Origin of the sequence: Niabella hirudinis, from assembly GCF_051201075.1 — a bacterium.
In the GTDB taxonomy this organism is placed as follows: domain Bacteria; phylum Bacteroidota; class Bacteroidia; order Chitinophagales; family Chitinophagaceae; genus Niabella; species Niabella hirudinis.
Map to the genome: position 1 here is coordinate 165,711 of NZ_JBPEHJ010000002.1, position 21,405 is coordinate 187,115.

At 46.5% G+C, this 21,405-nt stretch carries 18 protein-coding genes; 10 read left to right on the top strand and 8 right to left on the bottom strand.

The genetic code is table 11. The features are described 5' to 3' along the window. Positions 1-16 precede the first annotated feature (16 nt). A complete protein-coding gene (locus tag GGU45_RS04045) occupies positions 17-2,350 on the bottom strand; it encodes an NADP-dependent malic enzyme (RefSeq protein ID WP_435222257.1) in 2,334 nt (777 codons plus the stop codon). 185 nt (positions 2,351-2,535) lie between these two features. Between GGU45_RS04045 and GGU45_RS04050 the strand changes: the two genes are divergently transcribed. Continuing rightward, positions 2,536-4,074 carry a S41 family peptidase gene (locus GGU45_RS04050; RefSeq protein WP_435222259.1) on the top strand — a complete coding sequence of 513 codons (1,539 nt, stop codon included), beginning with the start codon at positions 2,536-2,538 and terminating at the stop codon, positions 4,072-4,074. 5 nt (positions 4,075-4,079) lie between these two features. Here GGU45_RS04050 and GGU45_RS04055 read toward each other — a convergent pair whose 3' ends face one another. Together GGU45_RS04055 and GGU45_RS04060 are read right to left on the bottom strand one after the other, a co-directional pair. Beyond that, positions 4,080-4,406, bottom strand: a complete 327-nt coding sequence (locus GGU45_RS04055) for a hypothetical protein (RefSeq protein ID WP_435222261.1) — start codon at positions 4,404-4,406, stop codon at positions 4,080-4,082. A 325-nt stretch (positions 4,407-4,731) separates the two neighbouring features. Next, positions 4,732-5,574 (bottom strand): hypothetical protein, encoded by an 843-nt coding sequence (locus GGU45_RS04060; RefSeq protein ID WP_435222262.1) that lies wholly within the window; start codon positions 5,572-5,574, stop codon positions 4,732-4,734. An 81-nt stretch (positions 5,575-5,655) separates the two neighbouring features. On the opposite strand from GGU45_RS04060, the gene GGU45_RS04065 reads away from it, so the two are divergent. From GGU45_RS04065 to GGU45_RS04090, 6 genes are read left to right on the top strand one after another with little or no spacing between them, the layout of a single operon-like run. Then, positions 5,656-5,970, top strand: coding sequence for a hypothetical protein (locus tag GGU45_RS04065; protein ID WP_435222264.1), 315 nt, complete (start codon positions 5,656-5,658; stop codon positions 5,968-5,970). A 46-nt stretch (positions 5,971-6,016) separates the two neighbouring features. Further along, the gene (locus GGU45_RS04070; RefSeq protein WP_435222266.1) at positions 6,017-6,559 is read left to right on the top strand and encodes an FKBP-type peptidyl-prolyl cis-trans isomerase; all 543 of its coding nucleotides are present in this window, start codon (positions 6,017-6,019) and stop codon (positions 6,557-6,559) included. 11 nt (positions 6,560-6,570) lie between these two features. Continuing rightward, positions 6,571-7,080 carry an FKBP-type peptidyl-prolyl cis-trans isomerase gene (locus GGU45_RS04075; protein ID WP_435222268.1) on the top strand — a complete coding sequence of 170 codons (510 nt, stop codon included), beginning with the start codon at positions 6,571-6,573 and terminating at the stop codon, positions 7,078-7,080. Positions 7,081-7,112: 32 nt separating this feature from the next. Continuing rightward, positions 7,113-7,601 (top strand): FKBP-type peptidyl-prolyl cis-trans isomerase, encoded by a 489-nt coding sequence (locus GGU45_RS04080; protein ID WP_435222269.1) that lies wholly within the window; start codon positions 7,113-7,115, stop codon positions 7,599-7,601. Then, the gene (locus tag GGU45_RS04085; RefSeq protein WP_435222271.1) at positions 7,598-8,089 is read left to right on the top strand and encodes an FKBP-type peptidyl-prolyl cis-trans isomerase; all 492 of its coding nucleotides are present in this window, start codon (positions 7,598-7,600) and stop codon (positions 8,087-8,089) included. The genes GGU45_RS04080 and GGU45_RS04085 overlap by 4 nt, the downstream gene beginning before the upstream one ends. 35 nt (positions 8,090-8,124) lie before the next feature. Beyond that, the gene (locus GGU45_RS04090) at positions 8,125-9,567 is read left to right on the top strand and encodes an L-serine ammonia-lyase (protein WP_435222272.1); all 1,443 of its coding nucleotides are present in this window, start codon (positions 8,125-8,127) and stop codon (positions 9,565-9,567) included. A gap of 46 nt (positions 9,568-9,613) precedes the next feature. Here GGU45_RS04090 and rnhA read toward each other — a convergent pair whose 3' ends face one another. From rnhA to GGU45_RS04110, 4 genes are all read right to left on the bottom strand, one after another. Continuing rightward, positions 9,614-10,075: a ribonuclease HI gene (gene rnhA, locus GGU45_RS04095; protein WP_435222273.1), complete on the bottom strand. Its 462-nt coding sequence runs from the start codon at positions 10,073-10,075 to the stop codon at positions 9,614-9,616. Positions 10,076-10,168: 93 nt separating this feature from the next. Next, positions 10,169-10,630, bottom strand: a complete 462-nt coding sequence (locus tag GGU45_RS04100) for an RES family NAD+ phosphorylase (protein WP_435222274.1) — start codon at positions 10,628-10,630, stop codon at positions 10,169-10,171. Positions 10,631-10,685: 55 nt separating this feature from the next. Then, positions 10,686-11,207 (bottom strand): Xre family toxin-antitoxin system antitoxin, encoded by a 522-nt coding sequence (locus tag GGU45_RS04105; protein ID WP_435222276.1) that lies wholly within the window; start codon positions 11,205-11,207, stop codon positions 10,686-10,688. 145 nt (positions 11,208-11,352) lie between these two features. Then, positions 11,353-14,628 carry a TonB-dependent receptor gene (locus GGU45_RS04110; RefSeq protein ID WP_435222278.1) on the bottom strand — a complete coding sequence of 1,092 codons (3,276 nt, stop codon included), beginning with the start codon at positions 14,626-14,628 and terminating at the stop codon, positions 11,353-11,355. Between the two features lie 311 nt (positions 14,629-14,939). Between GGU45_RS04110 and GGU45_RS04115 the strand changes: the two genes are divergently transcribed. Beyond that, the gene (locus GGU45_RS04115; RefSeq protein WP_435222279.1) at positions 14,940-16,139 is read left to right on the top strand and encodes a bifunctional 3,4-dihydroxy-2-butanone-4-phosphate synthase/GTP cyclohydrolase II; all 1,200 of its coding nucleotides are present in this window, start codon (positions 14,940-14,942) and stop codon (positions 16,137-16,139) included. A 443-nt stretch (positions 16,140-16,582) separates the two neighbouring features. Here GGU45_RS04115 and GGU45_RS04120 read toward each other — a convergent pair whose 3' ends face one another. Then, the gene (locus GGU45_RS04120) at positions 16,583-19,294 is read right to left on the bottom strand and encodes a hypothetical protein (protein WP_435222281.1); all 2,712 of its coding nucleotides are present in this window, start codon (positions 19,292-19,294) and stop codon (positions 16,583-16,585) included. Positions 19,295-19,553: 259 nt separating this feature from the next. Between GGU45_RS04120 and trpS the strand changes: the two genes are divergently transcribed. Together trpS and GGU45_RS04130 are read left to right on the top strand one after the other, a co-directional pair. After that, positions 19,554-20,558: a tryptophan--tRNA ligase gene (gene trpS, locus GGU45_RS04125; protein ID WP_435222283.1), complete on the top strand. Its 1,005-nt coding sequence runs from the start codon at positions 19,554-19,556 to the stop codon at positions 20,556-20,558. Between the two features lie 72 nt (positions 20,559-20,630). Next, positions 20,631-21,269 carry a deoxynucleoside kinase gene (locus tag GGU45_RS04130; protein ID WP_435222284.1) on the top strand — a complete coding sequence of 213 codons (639 nt, stop codon included), beginning with the start codon at positions 20,631-20,633 and terminating at the stop codon, positions 21,267-21,269. The last annotated feature ends 136 nt before the right edge of the window (positions 21,270-21,405 follow it).

Consider the following 21,405-nt stretch of genomic DNA (forward strand, 5'->3'; position numbering starts at 1 on the left):
GCTTTTAAAAAATCAATCAATCAGCTTTTTCTTTCAACAGCTGTTTCTTCACATTCCGGTCATTTTCACCGGCCGGTTTGGTCTTCAACTGTGCATCAACGATCGCAATCATTGCCATATTCACAATATTACTGACCGTGCTGCCCAGCTGCAGCAGGTGTACCGGTTTTTTAAGTCCCATCACAATAGGGCCTACGGCGTCTGTGGACCCTATCTCCAGCAGCAGGTTATAGGCAATATTCCCGGATGCTAAGTTAGGAAAGATCAGCGTGTTTACCTGTTGCCCCACCAGATCGCTAAAAGGGTATATTTCCTGCAGGAGTCCGTTATTCAGCGCTATATTGGCCTGCATCTCCCCATCAATGATCAGGTCGGGCATTTTTTCTTTTACCATCTCTCTTGCGCGCGCTACCAGTTTAGCCTCCGGCGATTTGCTGCTGCCAAAATTGGAATAGCTCAGCATGGCAATACGTGGGGTAAGGTTAAAAGCCTTTACTTCTTTGGCCGTCAGCAATACAATTTCTGCCAGTTCCTCCGCGGTGGGATTAAAGTTTACCGTAGTGTCCGCAAGAAATAAGGGGCCTTTCTTGGTCATAACGAGGTACATACCGGCCACGCGGTTTACCCCCGGCTCGGTGCCTATAATCTGCAACGCCGGACGGATGGCTTCGTCATACTTCTTGGTAAGCCCCGCCAGCATACAGTCGGCATCGCCCTGCTCCACCATCATGCATCCAAAATGATTCCGCTCTTTCATCAGCTTATAGGCTTCCTCTTTTGTATAGCCTTTCCGGGCCCTTTTTGCAAAAAAGACAGCGCCATATTCTTCTCGTTTTTGAGTCATTTCTTTGCTGCGCGGGTCAAAGATGGCCATACCGGATATGTCGATGCTGTTTTCGGCAGCAATGGCTTCAATTTCTTTTTTATCGCCGATCAGCTGTGGAAATCCGATGCCCTCATCCAAAACTATCTGGGCGGCCTTGAGGATCTTAATATTTTCGCCCTCTGCAAAAACGATCCGCCGGGGGGCCGACCGCGCTTTGGCACCCATGGCCCGCAGTACCTGGTTATCTACGCCCAGGCGCTTATCCAGTTCGCGACTGTATTGGTCCCAATCTGCTATTTTGTGATGCGCCACTCCGGTATCCATAGCGGCGCGCGCCACGGCCGGCGCCACAACTGTAAGCAGGCGTGGATCCAATGGCTTGGGAATTATATAATCACGGCCAAAAGCCATTTTTTCCTGGTTATAGGCCAGGTTTACGATATCCGGTACCGGCATTTTTGCCAGTTCGGCCAGCGCCCGCACCGCAGCCAGTTTCATTTCCGTGTTAATGACCCGGGCTCTTACATCCAGCGCCCCGCGAAAAATATAGGGGAAACCCAGTACGTTGTTTACCTGATTGGGATAGTCGCTGCGTCCGGTGGCCATAATAATATCCCTGCGGGCGCCGGTAGCCGCTTCCCAGGTAATCTCCGGACTGGGGTTGGCCATAGCAAATACAATGGGATTCTTCGCCATGCTTTTGACCATATCGGCCGAAACGGTATTACCCGCGCTCAGCCCTATAAAAACATCGGCCCCCTTCATGGCCTCAGCCAGCGAAATTGCGCCTTTGGCATTGGCAAAGGGATGCTTCATGGCCTCCAGGTCGTTGCGATGCCTGCCCAATACGCCGTTTTTATCAAACATTAGAAAATTGGAGGGTTTGGCCCCCAGCTCCTCGTAAAGCAATACACAGGCCATGGCTGCCGCGCCGGCACCATTTACCACAAACTTTACCCGGTCTATTTTTTTCTTCTGAATTTCCAGCGCGTTGATGAGGGCGGCGGCGCTGATGATGGCCGTACCATGCTGATCATCGTGCATCACCGGTATGTTCATTTGCCGGCGCAGCTCCTTTTCAATATAAAAACACTCCGGAGCCTTAATATCCTCGAGGTTAATACCCCCAAATGTGGGCTCCAGCGCCTTTACAATTTCCACAAATTTTTGGGGATCTCTTTCATTTATCTCTATATCGAACACATCAATATCAGCAAAAATCTTAAAAAGGACCCCCTTGCCTTCCATTACCGGCTTCCCGGCCTCCGGCCCGATATCGCCCAAACCCAATACGGCAGTACCATTGCTGACAACGGCCACCAGGTTACCCTTGGCGGTATACTTATAAACATCTTCTTTGTTCTTTGCTATCTCGAGGCAGGGCTCGGCCACCCCCGGCGAATAAGCAAGCGCCAGGTCCCGTTGTGTTTTTGCCTTTTTGGTTGGAATTACCTCTATTTTTCCCGGTCTCCCCTTCGCATGGTAGTCCAATGCCTGTTCCTTCCGTAGATCATTTTTTGCCATAACATTGATTGCCGGTTTTAGCGCCGGAAAAATAAAATAAATTGATGGAATGGGCAAATATCCACTTTTCTCAGTATTTCAAATAAAAATAGACTGCCTTAAAAAAAAAGTACATAGTTTATAGAAGCTGGTTAAATTTGATGGATGAAATAAATTAAAAAAGGTTTTAACAACTCACTATTTTTATGAAAAAACTGATACTGCCCGCGCTGGCCTTTTTATGGATCATACCAACTGCCTGTCACAAAAAGAAAGATGCATTACCAGACGATAAGAAGCCCGATACCAACAATCTTGTTGTATCACAATTTGTATACGATGGACTTTCACTATATTATCTGTGGGCGGATGATATGAAGAATAAAAAACCAAAAACTTCTGATACCAACCCTGAAGCCTACTTTAAGAGCGTGCTGAACCCAATAGACACAACGCATGGCTGGTCCTGGATCACCGATGATGTGGATGCTCTTTTAGCCGATTTTTCCGGAACTCCAAAGGATCTGGGCTGGGCGCTGGCTTTATATCGTTTTCCAGATAACACAGTTAAGGGATTTGTAAAATACGTATATCCCGGCACACCGGCCGCCGCCGGGGGAATCACGAGGGGTAATATCATCGACAAGATTGACGGAGCCACCATGAATACGAGCAATTATTTAAAATTGTTCAGCGGCAACCCGATAACCGTAAACGTAAGCGATCAGAACTACGCCAATGCTAAAACAGTGAACCTGACGCCCCTGACGATTGCAACCAACCCCGTATTAAAAGACAGCATCTACCAAAATCAACCGGGGTATAACGGAAAAAAAATAGGCTACCTCTTTTATACGGCTTTTATCGGCAACTACAACACCAGCCTTTATGATGCATTTAACCGGTTTAAAGCCGGTGGTGTTACCGACCTTGTTATTGATTTGAGGTATAACCACGGCGGTGATATCAATGCAGCGGCCTACCTGGCCTCACTGATAGCACCCGCTTCTGTAGTACAAAGCCAATCGGTATTCACCATTCTTAATTACAATAGCTTTTTGAACGCGGTGCTGGATCAACAGTATGGCCCTGATTCAAGAAAAGACTTCTTCATCAACTCCGGAACCTCCAACCCGCTCAATGCCAATCTTAATTTAAGCACCGTATACATTATCGCAACCGATGATTCCTACTCGGCAGCAGAATTGCTGACCCATTGCCTGAAGCCCTACATGAATGTGGTACATATTGGCAGCAATACCGGCGGCAAATACACTGCATCGATTACCATTCATGCATTTGACAGCAAAAATAACCGGGTAGCCACCGTATACAACCCTACGGATTTAAGTACTACCGAAAAATCACAACTCGCCAAATGGGCCATGCAGCCCATCGTGGCAAAATATGCCGATAAGAATGGCAATGATTTTTCGTTGCCGGGATACCTGGTTCCCAATTACCCCGTAACGAGTATTGAAAATCAGCCCAGCGCCTGGAAGCCCATTGGTGCCACCAATGATTACCTGCTGGCCAAGGCTATTTCCGTTATTACCGGCACGCCGGTGCAGGCCGAAGCAGATCCGTTAAGGCTGCGCCGGGCCGCCACCCCATGGGGTAATTATATACCCCTGTCGTCTCCCCGCGAAGAACGCATGAAGGGGTCTGTTCGGCTCAATGCGTCTTCCAATATAAGCGCTATACCGTTGCAGTTGATGAAACGGCAGCAACCTGCACTAAAATGACAGGGTCAGGAGCGAAGCGGAACCGGCTTAATCCGTTTGTTTTCTATTGCCTGGAATTTTACAAACTGCTCCCGGCTGAGGATCCTTTGGAGGGAGCTGCTTCGCAACGCATTAGCCCGCTGCCGTTTTGCTTCATCGCCGGCCGCGGTTTTGCATAGTTTAAGATAGGAGGACTCTGCATCCTCCATTTTTTTTACCTGTTCATAGCTAAGACCAAGCAATGGCTTCAACACAGCCACTTTTTGCCGGGCTTCCGGCAACACCGCCTTTTGGCCATGGGCGCAGGAAAAATGCAAAACCGCCAAAACGGCCAGGGTAAGAAATGTCCTCATATTTCAGGGTCTTTATATAAAGATGCGAAAATATGCCGGCGGGTTGTAGGGGAAGTGAAATTTGAAAATGAGTATCGGTTTCAACATTTACCTGTATTTTGTATCTCGATTGGAGGTTTGACGTTCGAAGTTTGACGTCCGGTGCTAACTGGATCTTCATATTAATATGAAGATTTGAAAATGTGAAAATGTGTGAATGAGATCCGGGGATTGACGGTATTTTCGTATCTTAACAGGTTTGTCGAAATCAGAAATCAAACACTAAGCCCGAAGCGGAAGCCAACCTCAAACCTGAAACAGATCTTCAGCGTTGAGCGTTCAGCCTCTAATACCGAATATGCACCCGCCGGCCGGAAAGCGCGCTTAAGGAATCCAAAACCCTTGTTGTATCTGCCGCCGTGGTATTGAGCTTCATCAAAATGGCATAACGCAGCGTATCCAGCTTTTCCAGCTCTACAGGCCAGTTTATTTTTTTGAGCTGGTTATACCGCTTTGAGGCCCTGGGCTCCTTTGCAATCTCCAGCACATAAATGGTGGCGCCAGTTGTTGATGTCTGAATTGCGGGGGCAGGAGTTTCCGTTTTTATCCCGCTTTGTGCGGTATCGGGGGCGGTTGCAGGATGTTCCGTTGTTTCCGGAACTTCCGAAACAGTTGCGGGTTGTTCCCCCGTTTTTGAATAAAACCAGATCGTGGCAGCGATGGCAATCACCGCCAGAACAATAATAATAATGGCGGGTTTTTTTGATCTTCCATTACCCGGCTTTTCCTCAATATAAGTTTGAGGAACGGTATTTCTTTCGGTAATGGGAACCTCTTTCTTCCGCGGCGGCAAGGGTGTTGTATGTGGCGCAAAATCGTAGGACCCGTTTGCTTTTTTTAGCAGGGTACCAATACCTGCAAAAAGATAGGGCTTTCCGGTATTCAGGAACCGTACCGCATCATCAAGCTGCGAATTGAGGTCGGATATCGCCAGCACTTTCATTTTCCCTGTTTCAGAAGATATGAATTCCACTACCTGTTCATCAAACCCATCCACCGGCTGCTGCTCAAAGCGGATGGCCGGGTATTCCGGGTTTCCATTATCTTCTGCATAAAAAATGCCCAGCCCAGGTAGGCTTAACTGCTTATGGGCTAACAGGTACTGTGCTAATAGTGACGATAGTTTCACAAACAATTGTTTGATCTGCAATATATACAAGATTTGTCAGATTGACAAAACTGCTTGTTTTTCATGTACCTTTGAAGGGTCATGTATACAAAGGAAGAAGCGGCTTTTATGAAGTACTGGGAAGCCAACCGGCTCAAAAAGAAGCGATCAATAAAAAATTTCCTGATCAGCACCCCTCTTGGCATCCTGTTGATGATTGGTATTTTTGTTAACTTTTTTAGCGGCTGGTATAAAAAAGCTACAATGGAAGCGAATGCCGATCCCTCTCTTTTTTTAATTTTGCTGATTGCCGGCATCATCATTGTTGCGTTTATTGGTATCTTTTCGTCTTACCACAAGTGGGATATAAATGAAAACTATTATAAAAGCTTGTTGGCCCGCAAAAACAAAAAGTAATTATTTGATTATCAATATTTATTAATTTATTATTCAAATCGAAAGAATGAAAAGAACGTTATTAGTACCCGTGATTGCCGTTGTTGCCGCCGTAACAACCCTTGCTTCCTGTATGAAAGACAATGGCCCCACCTGTGTACCCAATACACTGGATAAGGACCGGGCGGTTATTGACTCGTTTATTGATGATCATTCTTTAAACTACCTTGATTTTAATACCACTTATGGTGCCTACATGGGCGTTGCAGACCAGGGGGTTGGCAGCATACCTAAGGATGATTCCCTGATCAGTTATAAATTCACCCTGTCTTTAATGAACGGCACTGAAATTGGAACAACCGATACCATCAAACTAAACAATAACGGATCCGCATTAAGGTTAAAAGACCTTCTGGATCAGCAAGGCCAGCCTACCATGTACTATACGATTCTTTCTGCCTTAAGTAAAGGAGGAAGATATAAAGTAATCCTGCCTTCATCCTTGTATTTTTCCTGCAGTGCTCAAACTATTGGCGGCAAAACCGTTCCCGGCTACTCGCAGCTGATCTACGATTATACACTTACCGATGTAAAGGCGCCGGCTAATTGATGTAACAGCGTATGAAAGGTTGTCTCCTTTTCCTCTTAATGGCGGTGCTGGTTGCCGGATGTTCAAAATCTGATGATAAGCCCGCCTGCACCAATGGTTTCAGCCTGGGACGCGACCGGCAGATCATTGATTCTTTTTTGCAGAAGAACGGGCAAAAGGAGTTGTTTCAATTTGATAACCAGGAGCTGGTTTATTATTATATTGAAAAAACCGGCGCCGGCACTACAAAGCCAACGATCGATTCACTGGTATCTTTCCGGTATGTGGGAAAACTAATGAACGGCACCATTGTGGATTCCCTCACAGTAAAACAGCCACCAACAGCGCCGCTGCGGAATTTCAGTCCGGGCATTCGCGTGGTGTATGCCATCAGCAAAATTTCAAAAGGTGGAAAAATCCGGCTGGTGATCCCCTCCTCTTCCCAGTTTGGGTGTACGGAAGTGTCTGGTGTAAACCGGGTGCCGCCCAACTCCCAGCTGGTTTATGAATACGAGCTTACGGATATGACCCCCAGCTATTAAATTAATTATTTTTACAGGCATAAAATAAACACATGAAAAAATGGTTCGGCCTGGCACTGATCTTAAGTATGATAACGATCGGCTGCCTTAAAAATGATGATGTAAAACCCTGTACGCCCAAAACAGTGGAAAGCGAAAAAGAGGCAATGACAAAATTTGCAACGGATAGTTCCATAAATGTAACCACTGACCCCAGCGGAGTGATGTACGAAATCGTTGAGCCGGGCACGGGTGCTGCGCCCACCGCAACAAATTCGGTTATGGCTAAATATGTGGGCCGGTTTTTAAACGGAAAGGGGTTCGACTCCTCCTACGTAAGGGATCCCAACGGAACTTCCTTCTATTTAAATGAGGTAATCACGGGATGGCAGATTGGCATTCCTAAAATTAAGGAAGGCGGAAAAATCAAGTTGATTATCCCCTCCTCACTGGCCTATGGATGCGATCCCCGGTACGGACCAATGGCCAACCAGCCACTATACTTTTATGTAGAACTGGTAAAAGTGCAATATTATCAATGAATAAAAAAATATATGCCGGGCTGGTGATGATACTGGGCCTGGCAATCATCGGCTGTATCAAAGATGAAACCGTTCCCGTTTGTGAGGCCAAACCTGCTATCGGTGATACGGCACAGATGAAAAAATACATCCGCGACAGCGCTATTACAGCAGACAGTAGCACTGCCAACTGGCTGATGTGGCAAATCATGGACCCCGGCACCGGCGCCACGCCCGGCGCAAATAGTCAGATTACTGTAAAATATATAGGCCGGTTGCTCACCGGGGCAGGCTTTGATTCCAGCTATGCAAAAAAACCCGATGGGGCGGTTCTCCGGATGAACGAAATCATCCCCGGCTGGTACCTGGGTCTTTCCAAAATCAAAGAAGGCGGCCGCATCAAGCTCCTCCTGCCCTCCGCCCTTGCTTATGGCTGCGACACCCGGTATGGCACACTAACCAACCAGCCGCTGTTTTTTGATATCGAATTAATAAAAGTGGAAAACTGAGTATTGTTGTAATTTCGAGGTCTAAAAACTAAAATATGCAATACGAGCCAATTTCGGTTTTTGACATGTTAAAGATCGGGATTGGACCATCCAGTTCGCATACGCTGGGGCCCTGGCGGGCGGCAGAACGCTTTCTGCAATACCTGAAGGCACAACAGCAGCTGACTGCCGTAAGCACCATAAAGATTCTCCTGTATGGATCACTGGCCAAAACCGGGATAGGACACGGCACCGACATAGCCGTGCAGCTGGGTCTTTGTGGCTATGATCCCGTAACCTTTGACGTAGAAAAAATTGATTCCACTATAGCAGTAATCCGGGATACAAAAAGCCTGCTGCTGAACGGAAGCCGGCCCATCAGTTTTGACCCCCATGATTCCATTGAATTTCTTTTTAAAGAAACCCTGCCGTACCACTCCAACGGACTGACCTTCCTGGCCACACTGAACAATGGCGCAAATATTGCCAAAACCTATTACTCCATCGGCGGCGGATTTGTAAAAGAAGAAGGCGAAGACGCCATTTTAAATAATAATGTACAGCTGCCATTCCCGATTAATCATGGAGACGATCTTCTTCGATGGAGTATTAAAACCGGGCTCTCTATCAGCGAAATTGTAGCCGAAAATGAGTTAGCCTGGAGAAGCGAAGCCGCCACCAACGAGGGATTGCAAAAAATATGGTATGCGATGCGCGACTGCATCTACCGCGGCTGCCATAAAACCGGGGTGCTTCCCGGTGGGTTAAACGTAAGAAGACGGGCAGCCGCATTAAGCAAAAAACTCATCGGCCAGGCCAGTTATACATCGTATGATGAATGGATTCGCCTGATCCGGAAAGGAGGCAGTAATTTCAGTTATACTCTCGACTGGGTGAGCTGCTTTGCGCTGGCGGTAAATGAAGAGAATGCCTCTTTTGGCCGCGTAGTAACCGCCCCCACCAATGGCTCTGCTGGTGTAATACCGGCCGTATTACATTATTTTATTCTTTTCTGCACGCAGGCGGAGCCGGGGGAACACAGCCTGGAGTCGATCCGGAAATTCCTGATGACCGCTGCAGAAATCGGCAGCATCTTTAAAAAAGAGTCTACCATTTCCGCTGCAATGGGCGGCTGCCAGGCAGAAATCGGCGTATCCTCTTCAATGGCGGCAGCAGCTTTAACAGAAGGCCTGGGTGGCTCACAAAAGCAAGCCATGATGGCTGCTGAAATTGCTATGGAGCACCATCTGGGTATGACCTGTGATCCCATTGGCGGGCTCGTACAGGTCCCCTGCATTGAACGCAATACTATGGGCGCCATTAAGGCCATCACCGCCTCCCAGCTGGCCCTCCAAAGCACACCGGACTTTGCCAGGGTGTCCCTCGACGAGGTGATTAAGACCATGTGGGACACCGCCCAGGATATGAATTTTAAATACAAGGAAACCGCAGACGGCGGGCTGGCAGTAAACGTGCCGCTGAGCCTGCCGGAGTGTTAAACAAGGCACAACCTGAAACTTTAAACCTTGAACCTTAAACCCGAAACTATCCTTCATACCCCACATCCTCTGCCAGATTCCTCCCATCCGCAGCGGCCGTTGCCAGTTCATCGCACCGGTTATTATACGGGTTATCCGCGTGGCCCTTTACCCATACAAAACGGATCTGAAATTTTTGAGCAAGCTGGTAGTATTGCATCCACAGGTCTTTATTTTTTTTACCACCCTTAAAACCGGTATGCACCCAGTTATTCAGCCATCCCTTCGTAACAGCATTCACTACATATTGACTATCGGAGTAAATGGTAACCGGTAATGCTGCTGTTTTCAGTACCCGCAATCCTTCAATTACAGCCATTAGCTCCATCCGGTTATTGGTCGTATACCGAAAGCCGCCGGATAACTCCTTCAGATGTTTTCCATACATCAGCAAAACACCATAACCACCGGGCCCCGGGTTGCCACGGGCCGCGCCATCTGTATAAATCGTAATTCCCTGGGATTGCATAGCGGGCAAAGATAATGCCTTGCAACAGACGATCCGTTTGCAGAATTTTTCAAAACGGCTTTTTACAAAAACCAGCTATATGGCAGAAAACAACTATTCCGGCTTGCGAAGCAATCGCTGGTCCACATGAATATGCCGGCTGTAAATCAGTTTTACATTTTCAAAATCGGGATGCCGGGGATTCAGGAGGTAATTAAAATCTTCCTGCATTACGGCCGAAGGAACCCTCAATGCAAGAAAGGCGCCATCCTTCACAAATTCATCACCAATCCGCTTTAGCTGATCTGGAGGAGGGTTCCGGAACCACCCCTCCGAAAGCTGGGCCGGCGATATTTCCAGGATGCTTTTTTCCGGCATCTCCAATCCAATAATACAAAGTTCCAGTTTTATAATCGTTGTAATATGTACAACACTTTCCAGCAAGGCTAGCGATGGAGAAGCAGCCGTGTACAAAATATGGGTACCCTTACTATGCCAGCGGCCCGGAAAAGTTGCGGCTCCCTTGCCGCTCAGATCATCAATATAGGCACATTTACTAATGCGGTAGATTTTCATTTTTCGTTATTGAGAAGGCGGGCTGTTACCCCTGTTTTGCAGACCAGGAAGCTCCTTAGGCAAATATTCCATGTTCAATACGCCCCAGTTCATCCATGAGAAGTTCTATTCCCATAGAAGTATCTAAAAACTCAATGGGTTTTTTTGCACCTAACGCATCAACGGGAACACGCATCCAGGTTTTAAAATTGTCAAGATCATCAAAAACATCAACGCCTCTTGCATAGAGCCGCGCCAGTTCAATAACCCGTTCAGATTGTTCGGCATTTAATTTTTGGGCAGCGGTATACCGCCGTAATGTTCTGTCCGAAGTATGAATCATACGGGCCATTTCTGCGTCCGACACACCCATTACCCCAGCCAGATGATCCAGGGCTTTTTTGGGCAGCCCTTCACGGATCCGATCTATAAAGTCGGCGGTATTCCGGACCGTCTTGAAAGCCTGATCCTCCTTAAGGCCCATTAATGTAATCGAAAAACCGATCCTGCTGCTGCCGGGATAATAAGCCGCAGCGGGCTCCTCCAGGAGGTTATCAGGTTTATATTCCTTGTGATCGTTTTTCTTTGAGAATTTCATAGCCTGTATATTTGACACAAATATACGGTCATTTGTCCGGTTTTTGATTTTTTTTAGCCGGTTGGTGGGCCCTGGTATCCAAAAACCATCGGCGCTAAAAAAAACCGCCCAAAGGCGGTAGTGAATATACTATATGAATCTCCTTTTAAAAAATATACCGGATACCCAACTGCATGCCCCACGTACTTCTTAAACCATAATATTTATCATATACTGGTTTATTGGCATTAGACGGAAGGAACGTATACTTTCCTTTATCTGCCCCGGCAATAGCCTGATCAGAGTAGGTGCCATAACTATATATATACTGATTCCCCCATGAGCTATTCAGCAGGGAAAGAAAGTTTTGTATATCCAGACTGATCTGAAAAGTATGTTTTTTTCCTCCGACAACTGGCGCCATATCTTGCAGGAACCTTAAGTCAAGCCGGTTTATCCAGGGCAATAGTGCACCGTATCTATCCACATAACCGCCCTTGTGCTTCTTTAAGTATTTATCATTCTCAACAAAGGTCCAGAATGCATCTGCCTGCTGTGCCGGCGTATAAGATTCTACAATCGCTCCGGTTTTATCCTTTATATCCAATTGCGTAAACATCGATTCCAGGCCACTGCGGCTACCGGGAACATACAACAGGTCATTTGTTGCACCATCACTATTTAAGTCGCCGCTATACCGGTACAAATAACGCTCTTGTGAAGATCCTGAATACAACATGGAGATGGTGCTTGCCAGGCTCTTATTGGCATACTCAAACCGGTAGGAGGCAAACGCTGTTACACGGTGTGGAACACTATAAGAAGAATACCCTAGTTCCGGATGGTTCGGGTCATTTACAATGGCATTCTGCGTCCATGAACTTTGAGACCGGTCTCCGTTGTTGGGCGATACATCCTTGGCTATACTATAAGTATAGGCAATGGAGGCCTGCCAGTTTTGAGAAAATGTTTTTTGCAACTGGCCTGTAAGCGCAAAGGAGTATCCTTTATTATTGTTATCCATAACGAAGACCTGGCCAACATCCGATAACAGGCTCTTGGTATAAACAGGTCTTGCGTCCCCCGTGGCATTTAAGGTACCGGTAGTATTACCCAGGTTTGCATTGTAGTGGTACACAGAGTTCAGTGTCTTTGAATAGATTCCTTCAATAGTGGCCATGTAGCCGTTGCCCAAACGTTTATCTATAGCCAGGTTGCTCCTCCACACCTGGGGAACTTTAAACTCAGGAGAGGTAACACTATAATAAGAGGCATTTGTATTACCGCTGGCATTAGTTGGCAAAGGATCAGGAACATGAGCAGTCCTGTCCGTACTAAACGGATATTGGCTCATGTCATATTTAAATGATCCGTCCTTATTTTTATCGTACGCGTTTGCGCTAAACAGCGTGTTTAGCACACCGTTGTCGCTCGATTGATTCACCAGCCACACAAATGGGATTCTTCCTGTAAAGATACCCGTACCACCTCTCAGCACCCAGGATTTATCTTCCGTTATATCATAGTTAAATCCAACTCTTGGAGATATCAATAACTGTGTCCTGGGCCATACGCCTACGTCTGCCTTAAAGGGATTTCCATTCCGGTCCCGCAACGCTGCAGCGGCAAGAGCATCATTTTTAAATGTTGTACCCGGGTAAAACGGTATGTCAAAACGGGCGCCGTAGGTCAGTTTCAACTGGCTGTTAACGGTAAAAATATCCTGCAGGTAAAATCCTAACTGACCAAATTTTGCTTCAGCCGGTGTAATATCGGTACGATCTGTATTGCTATACGTTATGGCATACACAACCGGAGCTGAGTCATTGATAAAGTCATTGATGGAAGCAAACCGGTAATAACTTTGTCCACCGTAATTAGCAAAGGAGTTTATAAATGTGAGGTAGTCAAAGCTGGCACCTGCCAGTAAGCTATGCCGGCCAATGTTCCAGCTAAAATTATCAGATATATTCCAGGTACTATTACTCAGAGAATTTTTGTATGAATAGATCTCAGAACCAAAAGACATCAATACATTGTCCTTATCTCTCATGATATCCACAAACGGAAATTGAGTTCCCGGTGTTGCCCTGTAGTCTTTGATTTTTGTAAAAGAGGCCAGCAACTGATTGGCTGCACCTCCCGATAACTTACTGTTAAGTTCAAGAACCCCGGAGTAAACATCGTTGTTTTGCTGATAGTTGCTGCCTGAAAAATTTAAACCGTTGCCAATCACACTACCGCCCGTCCTTCCATTGGAGAGCCGCGGGTTAGGGCCGCTGCTGGTATTGGCAAGTACATCATCCGTTGTTTGAGACTGGTTATAGCGGGCGGTAAGGCGATGCCGGTCGTTGATGTTCCAGTCGATACGCGCCAGAAATTTCTTATTTGTAGTGCCAAAATCATAGTCCTGGTATTTTCCAGGATCGTAGCCTTTTGTCTTCAGAAAGTCACTCACCTTGTTCATATCCTCTTCTGTTACATATTGCAATACGTTGGGCTGACCCTTATTGCTGGCATTCTGAGCAATTCCCGTTTGTCCGGGAGCTGTCCGGTCTTCATATTCCCCGTTTATAAAGAAGAACAGCTTGTTTTTAATAATAGGGCCGCCAATGCTGGCACCCGCAATATTGGAAGATGATTTTAATTGCTCCGGAAGGCTCTTGCCATCCACTTTCCTTCCGTTAAAACTTTGATTCTTATAATAATCATATACCGTTCCATACCAGTTATTGGTACCTCTGCGGGTTACTGCGTTAATACCAGCCCCTGTAAAGCCGGCCTGACGCACATCATAAGGGGCCAGGTTCACCTGAATCTGATCAATTGCATCAATTGAAATGGGCTGGGAAGCACCGCCGGGAAGTGCATTGGATCCCAGTCCAAAATTGTTATTGAAGATCGAACCATCAACTGTTATATTATTAAACCGGTCGCTCATACCCAAAAAGCTTCCGCCATTAGATTGGGGGGTAAGCTTGGTCGCACTCAACAGGCTCCTGCTGATATTTGGAAGGGTGGTTATTTGTGCTCTGGAAATATTGGTGGCAGCGCCAATCCGCTGGTTTTTCGCAGTTCCGGTAACAATAACTTCAGTGAGCTGCCGTGCACTGATGGTCAGATCAACCGTAGCCTCGTAGGTTTCACCCAATGGAATATTAATATTAGACGAACTATAAGGTTCGTACCCCACATTCGACACCTCGAGGGTATAAGGGCCGCCCGGGTTGATGTTCTGAATATTGAATATTCCACCATTTTTCGTAGCAGCTTTGTAGGTCGTCCCCGTGGGTGTATGTGTCAATACCACAGTGGCCCCTACCAGTGCTGTATTTTTATCCCCCTTCACACTACCTGTAATACTACTGGTTGTTACCTGGGCATGCAGAAAAGCCGTGGAAAACAACACCACAGCTATGAATAGATAAATCTTCTTTAGCATAATTTAGGATTAAGTGATTTCAGGGGGCAAAGAAACAGAATAAACTTTAACATTTTAAGGGCCAATATTAACAAATTATAACCAATTAACTAACACTCGTTCATTTATTGACAGAAATCAATCTCTTTCAACAAGGAATCCGGATTTGAGAATTGAGACCTGAGCTCCTGGCATAAACGCCCGGGCCAACAGTCACCGGTAGCTGAACTGTGAATCTTAAACTACACCCGGTATCCAGCATGCAAACATTAAACCTCCTAAACCAAACCCCGCTTACAATCGTTATCTTTGTACAAATTTTTCCAAAAAATATGTTTGATACCATAGAAACGGCCATTGAAGCAATAAAAAATGGCAAGCTGGTGATCGTTGTGGATGACGAAGACCGTGAGAATGAAGGCGATTTTATTACCGCCGCCGCCACGATTACCCCCGAAATAGTAAATTTTATGGCCAAAAACGGACGCGGCCTCATCTGCGCACCGCTTCCTGAAGAACGCTGCAATGAGCTGAATCTTCCGCCAATGGTCACCAACAATACAGCACTGCATGAAACAGCTTTTACTATTTCGGTAGACCTGCTGGGCAATGGCTGCGGTACAGGTATATCCGCATCGGACAGGGCAAAAACCATTGAAGCGCTCAATAATCCTTTTACCAACCCTTCGGACCTGGGCCGCCCGGGACATATCTTTCCCCTGCGTTCCAAAAAAGGTGGGGTCCTGCGCCGTGTGGGCCATACAGAAGCGGCCACAGACCTGGCGCGACTGGCAGGTTTTCCTTATCCGCACGGAGCCGTACTGGTGGAGATCATGAATGATGACGGCACCATGGCCCGCCTGCCGGACCTGGTGGAAGTAGCCAAAAAATTTGACCTGACGCTTATTTGCATCAAAGACCTTATCGAATACCGGCTGAAACGCGATTCGTTGATTGAGGAGATTGTGCGGGTAAACATGCCCACTAAATACGGCAATTTTACCCTGGTGGCTTTTCGCGACAAAAACAGCAACAATGAGCACCTGGCACTTGTAAAAGGAGAATGGGAAAAGGATGAACCGGTACTCACCAGAGTACACTCATCCTGCTTCACAGGCGATATCCTGGGCTCCCTGCGCTGCGATTGCGGCGACCAGCTGCACCAGGCCATGCAAATGGTAGAGCAGGAGGGCAAGGGACTTATATTATATATGAACCAGGAGGGCCGGGGTATTGGCCTCATGAACAAACTGAAAGCCTATAAACTGCAGGAGAACGGCATGGATACCGTAGAAGCCAACCTGCACCTGGGTTTTAAAATGGACGAACGCGATTATGGCGTGGGCGCCCAGATCCTGCGGCACCTGAACGTGACCAAGCTGCGCCTGATGAGCAATAACCCCCGCAAACGCATTGGCCTTATCGGATACGGGCTGGAAATTGTGGAAAGCGTGCCCATTGTCATCAGCCCCAACGAGCACAACGAAAAATACCTGCGCACCAAAAAAGAAAAACTGGGGCACGAGTTTTAATGATACCAAAATGGTTATTTATCCTGAACATATATCCCGGTAACTTTTGCCAGTTACCGGGATTTTTATTGCCGGCGGCACCAACACCAGGGTCAGCCCCCTTAGCATGATCGCAATACTTTAAACTCAGGCTACGCTGTAATCAACCCGGTTGTAATATTTTTTTTTGATTACAATTCTGCTGATTACAAACCTGTAATCATAATTTTTGCAATCAGATACTTTGATTACAACCCCGCTGATTACAAATCAAGCCTTCGGGATTGCTCCACTTTTGTCCCGCAAGGAGGGAGCCATAGCTGGCAAAGAAAATGATGGTCCGGATCTTACTTAAACAAGTAGCCCCCAGGTACGGAGATCTTCGTTTATACCCACAGCGTCGCCTCCTCCCCAAAAAACAAATTACCCATTTTACTTTTCACCTGTGACCTGGAATAAAATACCTATTGACTATTCACTGCCTGCACCCCCACCGCCGGGTAGCCATTTACATCAATCCCCTCTGTCCGGATCGTATAATTTTTAACGGTTTTTGGAAGATAAAACTTCATTTCTGTTTGACCGGTTGTATCCGTAATCAGGTTACCATTCCAGTATAGAGTGGCCGCCCTGTTTTTTTCACCCTCCGGTGTGTGCAGGTATAAAGGAGTATACACGGTTTTGCCATAATGAAAAGGCACCGGACTATACGCCGCAGCAGCGTTACCCGGCCTGTAATACCCTGCCCTTCCGGCTTTGGTTGTTATCTCAATAATGGCGAATTCATATTCGGAAAGGCCCTTTATGGATTGGCTAAATCTTCTTATGTCTTCCATATATTTCCTGTAGTAGGCCTCCGTATATTTACGGGAATACATTACCTCAATGCCCAAAAGCTCATCCGCACTAAATAGATCATCCTTACTATATCCATCAATAGAGCCCGCCCACATTCCGTCAAACAGGAAATAAACCGGCCTCGCTATCATCTTTTTCGTTTTAGGGTCCATAATACTCCAGACCGTCGAAGCGGTATTAGCCCCTGCTCTATATGAGGGCATGGCCTGTAAGCCCGGTACTCTTTCCAGCAACGTCTGGGTCAGGCTCTTTCCCGCATTCCGTATGAGATCTTTTTGACTCAACGCCAGATCTACCTTCCCTGCGCCGTTCAGATTTTTTGACCGGGGAATCTTTTTGATCCCCTCCACAAATACTTCTTCCAATACGCCCTCACCCTTTAACACCTCCCTGGCATCCTCATAACGTAACTGATTATGCTCCCGTACCAATGCTGCATGATCCACCGAATCGCCCAGGATATAGGAAAGCCCGGGAGCCGGAAACCGGGGCTTTATGATCTCGAGGCCACGGCCCACTTTCCGTTTAACCGTGTACGTTTGCAGATCCCGGGGATTTTCAATCTTCCCTTCTGCAAACTCCCGTACATCAAAATAGGTGGTATCAAATTGCGGCACATTATTGAAGGTAAACAACCCCTTTTCCTTACTGGCAGTATACAGCCGGATATAGGTATCTGCGATCCCTTTTCCATAAAGGGCTATTTTTTTACCAGACACTCCCCTGAATAAAGCATTAGTGATCTTCCCCTTCACCTCAAACTCATGTTCGGCCTGTTCCTTAAAACCGGCTGGTTTCCATTCATACCTTACAAATCCCTGGGTCAGCATGAGGGCATCCAGCGCTTCGTTTGCAGCTGCATCCTCCGAAAAATACCAGGCTGGCCCTTCCACATACCCACGCAAATCCGACTCCAGCAATAAATAGGAAAGGATGCTGGAGCGATCTGCTGCAGGCTGCTCCAGGAAATCATCCGTTACCGATACCGAATAAATCCCAACGCCTTTGCCTGCAACATTCACCGGAGTATTAATTTTCACCATCACACTATCGTCCGCCTCCCGGCTTACAACGGTACGGATCCTCATCTTCCCTGCCTGGGGCTTAACAAAAAATGCCCGCTCATTCAAAAGGGCACCATCCTTCCGCATCAGTTTTGCAACATATACCCCCGGCGCAAACCCATCCAGGTCTGACGTAAACTGATACGTTTTCCCGGAGTTTTCCAAATCATTTCTTGTCATTTCCTTCCCTCTGCATTCAACAACCAAAAACAAATCGCCCTGTTTCCGGTCGGAGCAAATGGCTGTTATAGCCAACTGCTTTTGATCATTTTGCACCTGCAACAGTGTTCCCTCCGCCTGCACTCCGGGAAGCTGAATTGTTGTACCATCCTCTAAAACCGCCGTGTACTGCTCTCCGGCTAACGGTGTAAATGCCACGGTCCCCATCCCTCTATAAACAGAGCGAAATGGGATTGGAGCCGTATTCTTTCCTCCCACAATCTTCCCGGAAACGGATACTCCATACCCATCCGGTCCTATTGCTTTAAATGCTACCTTATTCAAATAACCGGCTACTAAATAACCGCTTTCAGGCATAAATTGCAGATCGAGGGCTGGCTTGTTTAATAGTTCCACAACATTATCAATCTTTTCTTCAGAGGCTCCCGTTTTCACTGTTAATGGTCCCGCAGCTTCTTTAGTGCTAAGGTCGAGATCAATTTTCGCCGCTCCATTTGTTATCGCTATTTTACTATTGTTGATTCGTTTTCCATTGGAATAAACAAACACATTTGTAACAGCTTCCGCATTACTTCGCCCCTTCTCCAGGTTCAGGTCCACATTGAGCCGGCCAGTTCCGGACTGACGCGCACCTGTAACCCGGGTCTTTTTCAACAACCATTGGGGATCCTTTTTAAAAACAGTCACCGCCCTTTGAAAGAACAGTGAGTCGCCAAAATTCTGCATCCAGCGTGTATAGGCCCGTATATAGTAGCGCCCGGGCTCCATAGTGGTATCTATTGTAAAATCGCCTACCGCCAGCCCCAGTTTTGTATTAAGCGCTATTTGTTTTACCAGTCCTTTATGCTGATCAATAAGTTCAATATAGCTAACGCCCGAAGAATCCGATATCCGGTTTTCATCATTCACCAGGTATACCTTAAACCAAATATGCTCACCCGTAAAATAATTTTCCTTATCAAGATGCAGATAGATTTTTTCCCTGCGCACCTGCTGTGCATCGGCAGATTGCTTCCCCAACATAAGGCAGGCAAGAAACAAATACAAATAAGTCAGATACTGTTTGGTGCTCAAATTATCAACCGTTTTAAGCTTATATCAATTAAACCTGTTCTCAAAATAAACTATTTGTAAATAAAAACGAAAAAAGGATAGCAGCCTACCGTGCAGTGCAGAAAAAAACAGGGGCGGCGGCACTGCAGCATAAAAAGCCCTCTCCCGTTTCCAGAACGAGGTTTCAGGATCAGGGACTTCAAACCTGGAACTTGAAACTGAAACTTGAAACATGAAACGTCAAACCTCAAACATCAAACTTTAATTATCTTTGCCGCCTATGAATAAAAAAGGAGAAATCGTTTTAAGCGGGGTGCGCCCAACCGGCCAGCTCCACCTGGGAAATTATTTTGGAGCATTACGAAACTACGTAAAAATGCAGGAGGAATATAATTGTTATTTTTTTATTGCAGACCTGCACTCATTAACCACGCACCCCGATACAAAAGAATTAAGGGAACATATACTTTCTGTTACTTCCTATTACCTGGCCAGCGGGCTGGATCCCGATAAATGTGTATTGTACTGTCAAAGTGATCTGCCCCAAACAACCGAGCTGTATCTTTTCCTGAATATGCTTGCCTATAAAGGGGAGCTGGAAAAAACCACCACCTTTAAAGATAAAGTAAAACTACAACCGGAAAATGTAAATGCCGGACTATTGACCTACCCGGTGCTGATGGCTTCCGACATCCTCATTCACCGCGCGCACTACGTGCCCGTGGGTAAGGACCAGGAACAACACCTGGAAATGACACGTACTTTTGGCAACCGCTTTAACCACCGCTATGGCGATGTTTTTCCCGAGCCAAAGGCCTTCAACTTCGGGCAACAACTGCTGAAAGTGCCCAGCCTGGATGGCGCGGGAAAAATGAGCAAGAGTGAAAACCAGTATGCCACCATCTATTTATCCGATGATGACGATATGATCCGTAAGAAAGTGATGAAGGCAAAAACGGACTCCGGTCCTACAGAACCCAATGCTGAAAAGCCAGATTATATCGTTAATATTTTCGACCTGATGAAACTGGTAAGCGACCCCGCTGTTATCGAAAAATACGAGGCAGATTTTAATGCCTGCTCCATTCGCTATGGCGATCTTAAAAAACAACTGGCAGAAGATATGGTGCGCTTTATCAGCCCCATCCGGGAAAAAGCAAAAGCCATCCGGGAAGACGAACAGGCCCTTAGCATTATTTTAAAAGTGGGCGCACAAAAAGCCGCGGAGAATGCAGAAAAAACCATGCAACTGGTTCGCCAGGCGATGGGCCTGAAATACTTTTAAGAAAAACAAACCCATTTGAAAAAGAATGGTTACTTTTCAAATCAAAACCCTTCGTCCTATCACCTTCCATATATGGCTAAATCGAAATCCAAACCCAAGCATATTGCCATAGCCGGCAACATTGGTGCCGGTAAAACCACCTTAACGGAGATGCTGAGCAAGCACTATAAATGGATCCCCAACTTTGAAGATGTGGACCACAACCCGTATCTGATGGATTTTTATGACGATATGCCCCGCTGGAGCTTTAACCTGCAGATCTATTTTCTGAACAGCCGGTTAAAGCAGTTGCTCGACATCCAGAACGGTACCGAAACGGTGATACAGGACCGCACCATTTACGAGGATGCCAATATTTTTGCACCCAACCTGCATGAAATGGGTCTGATGAGCAAGCGCGATTTCGACAATTACTTTCAATTTTTTCAAACACTAAAATCAATGGTGCGCCCGCCAGACCTGATGATTTACCTGAATGCATCGGTTCCCACACTTGTGGGCCAGATTCAGAAACGCGGCCGGGAATATGAAGAAAACATCCGGCTCGACTATCTAAAACGGCTAAATGAGTACTACAATAAATGGATCGGATCTTATAAGGAAGGCAAACTGCTGATCATTGATGTAGACAAAAATAATTTTGCAGACAATAGCGAAGATTTTGGAACCATCATCTCCAAGATTGATGCGCAGTTATACGGCTTATTTTAAAAGTCCTGCGGCATCCTTTCGCAGCCATTGTATTCCAAAATAATTGGAGGCTGTCTCAAAAGTCGCTTTGCAGCGCGATGTCGCTCTGAAGATGTCATCCCGGGCTTGACCCGGGATCTATTCTTGTTTCAACATC

Coding starts and splice junctions, on each gene's coding strand:
- GGU45_RS04045 (WP_435222257.1), bottom strand. CDS start 2,350: ATGGCAAAAAATGATCTACGGAAGGAACAGGCATTGGACTACCATGCG.
- GGU45_RS04050 (WP_435222259.1), top strand. CDS start 2,536: ATGAAAAAACTGATACTGCCCGCGCTGGCCTTTTTATGGATCATACCA.
- GGU45_RS04055 (WP_435222261.1), bottom strand. CDS start 4,406: ATGAGGACATTTCTTACCCTGGCCGTTTTGGCGGTTTTGCATTTTTCC.
- GGU45_RS04065 (WP_435222264.1), top strand. CDS start 5,656: ATGTATACAAAGGAAGAAGCGGCTTTTATGAAGTACTGGGAAGCCAAC.
- GGU45_RS04070 (WP_435222266.1), top strand. CDS start 6,017: ATGAAAAGAACGTTATTAGTACCCGTGATTGCCGTTGTTGCCGCCGTA.
- GGU45_RS04075 (WP_435222268.1), top strand. CDS start 6,571: ATGAAAGGTTGTCTCCTTTTCCTCTTAATGGCGGTGCTGGTTGCCGGA.
- GGU45_RS04080 (WP_435222269.1), top strand. CDS start 7,113: ATGAAAAAATGGTTCGGCCTGGCACTGATCTTAAGTATGATAACGATC.
- GGU45_RS04085 (WP_435222271.1), top strand. CDS start 7,598: ATGAATAAAAAAATATATGCCGGGCTGGTGATGATACTGGGCCTGGCA.
- GGU45_RS04090 (WP_435222272.1), top strand. CDS start 8,125: ATGCAATACGAGCCAATTTCGGTTTTTGACATGTTAAAGATCGGGATT.
- rnhA (WP_435222273.1), bottom strand. CDS start 10,075: ATGCAATCCCAGGGAATTACGATTTATACAGATGGCGCGGCCCGTGGC.
- GGU45_RS04100 (WP_435222274.1), bottom strand. CDS start 10,630: ATGAAAATCTACCGCATTAGTAAATGTGCCTATATTGATGATCTGAGC.
- GGU45_RS04105 (WP_435222276.1), bottom strand. CDS start 11,207: ATGAAATTCTCAAAGAAAAACGATCACAAGGAATATAAACCTGATAAC.
- GGU45_RS04110 (WP_435222278.1), bottom strand. CDS start 14,628: ATGCTAAAGAAGATTTATCTATTCATAGCTGTGGTGTTGTTTTCCACG.
- GGU45_RS04115 (WP_435222279.1), top strand. CDS start 14,940: ATGTTTGATACCATAGAAACGGCCATTGAAGCAATAAAAAATGGCAAG.
- trpS (WP_435222283.1), top strand. CDS start 19,554: ATGAATAAAAAAGGAGAAATCGTTTTAAGCGGGGTGCGCCCAACCGGC.
- GGU45_RS04130 (WP_435222284.1), top strand. CDS start 20,631: ATGGCTAAATCGAAATCCAAACCCAAGCATATTGCCATAGCCGGCAAC.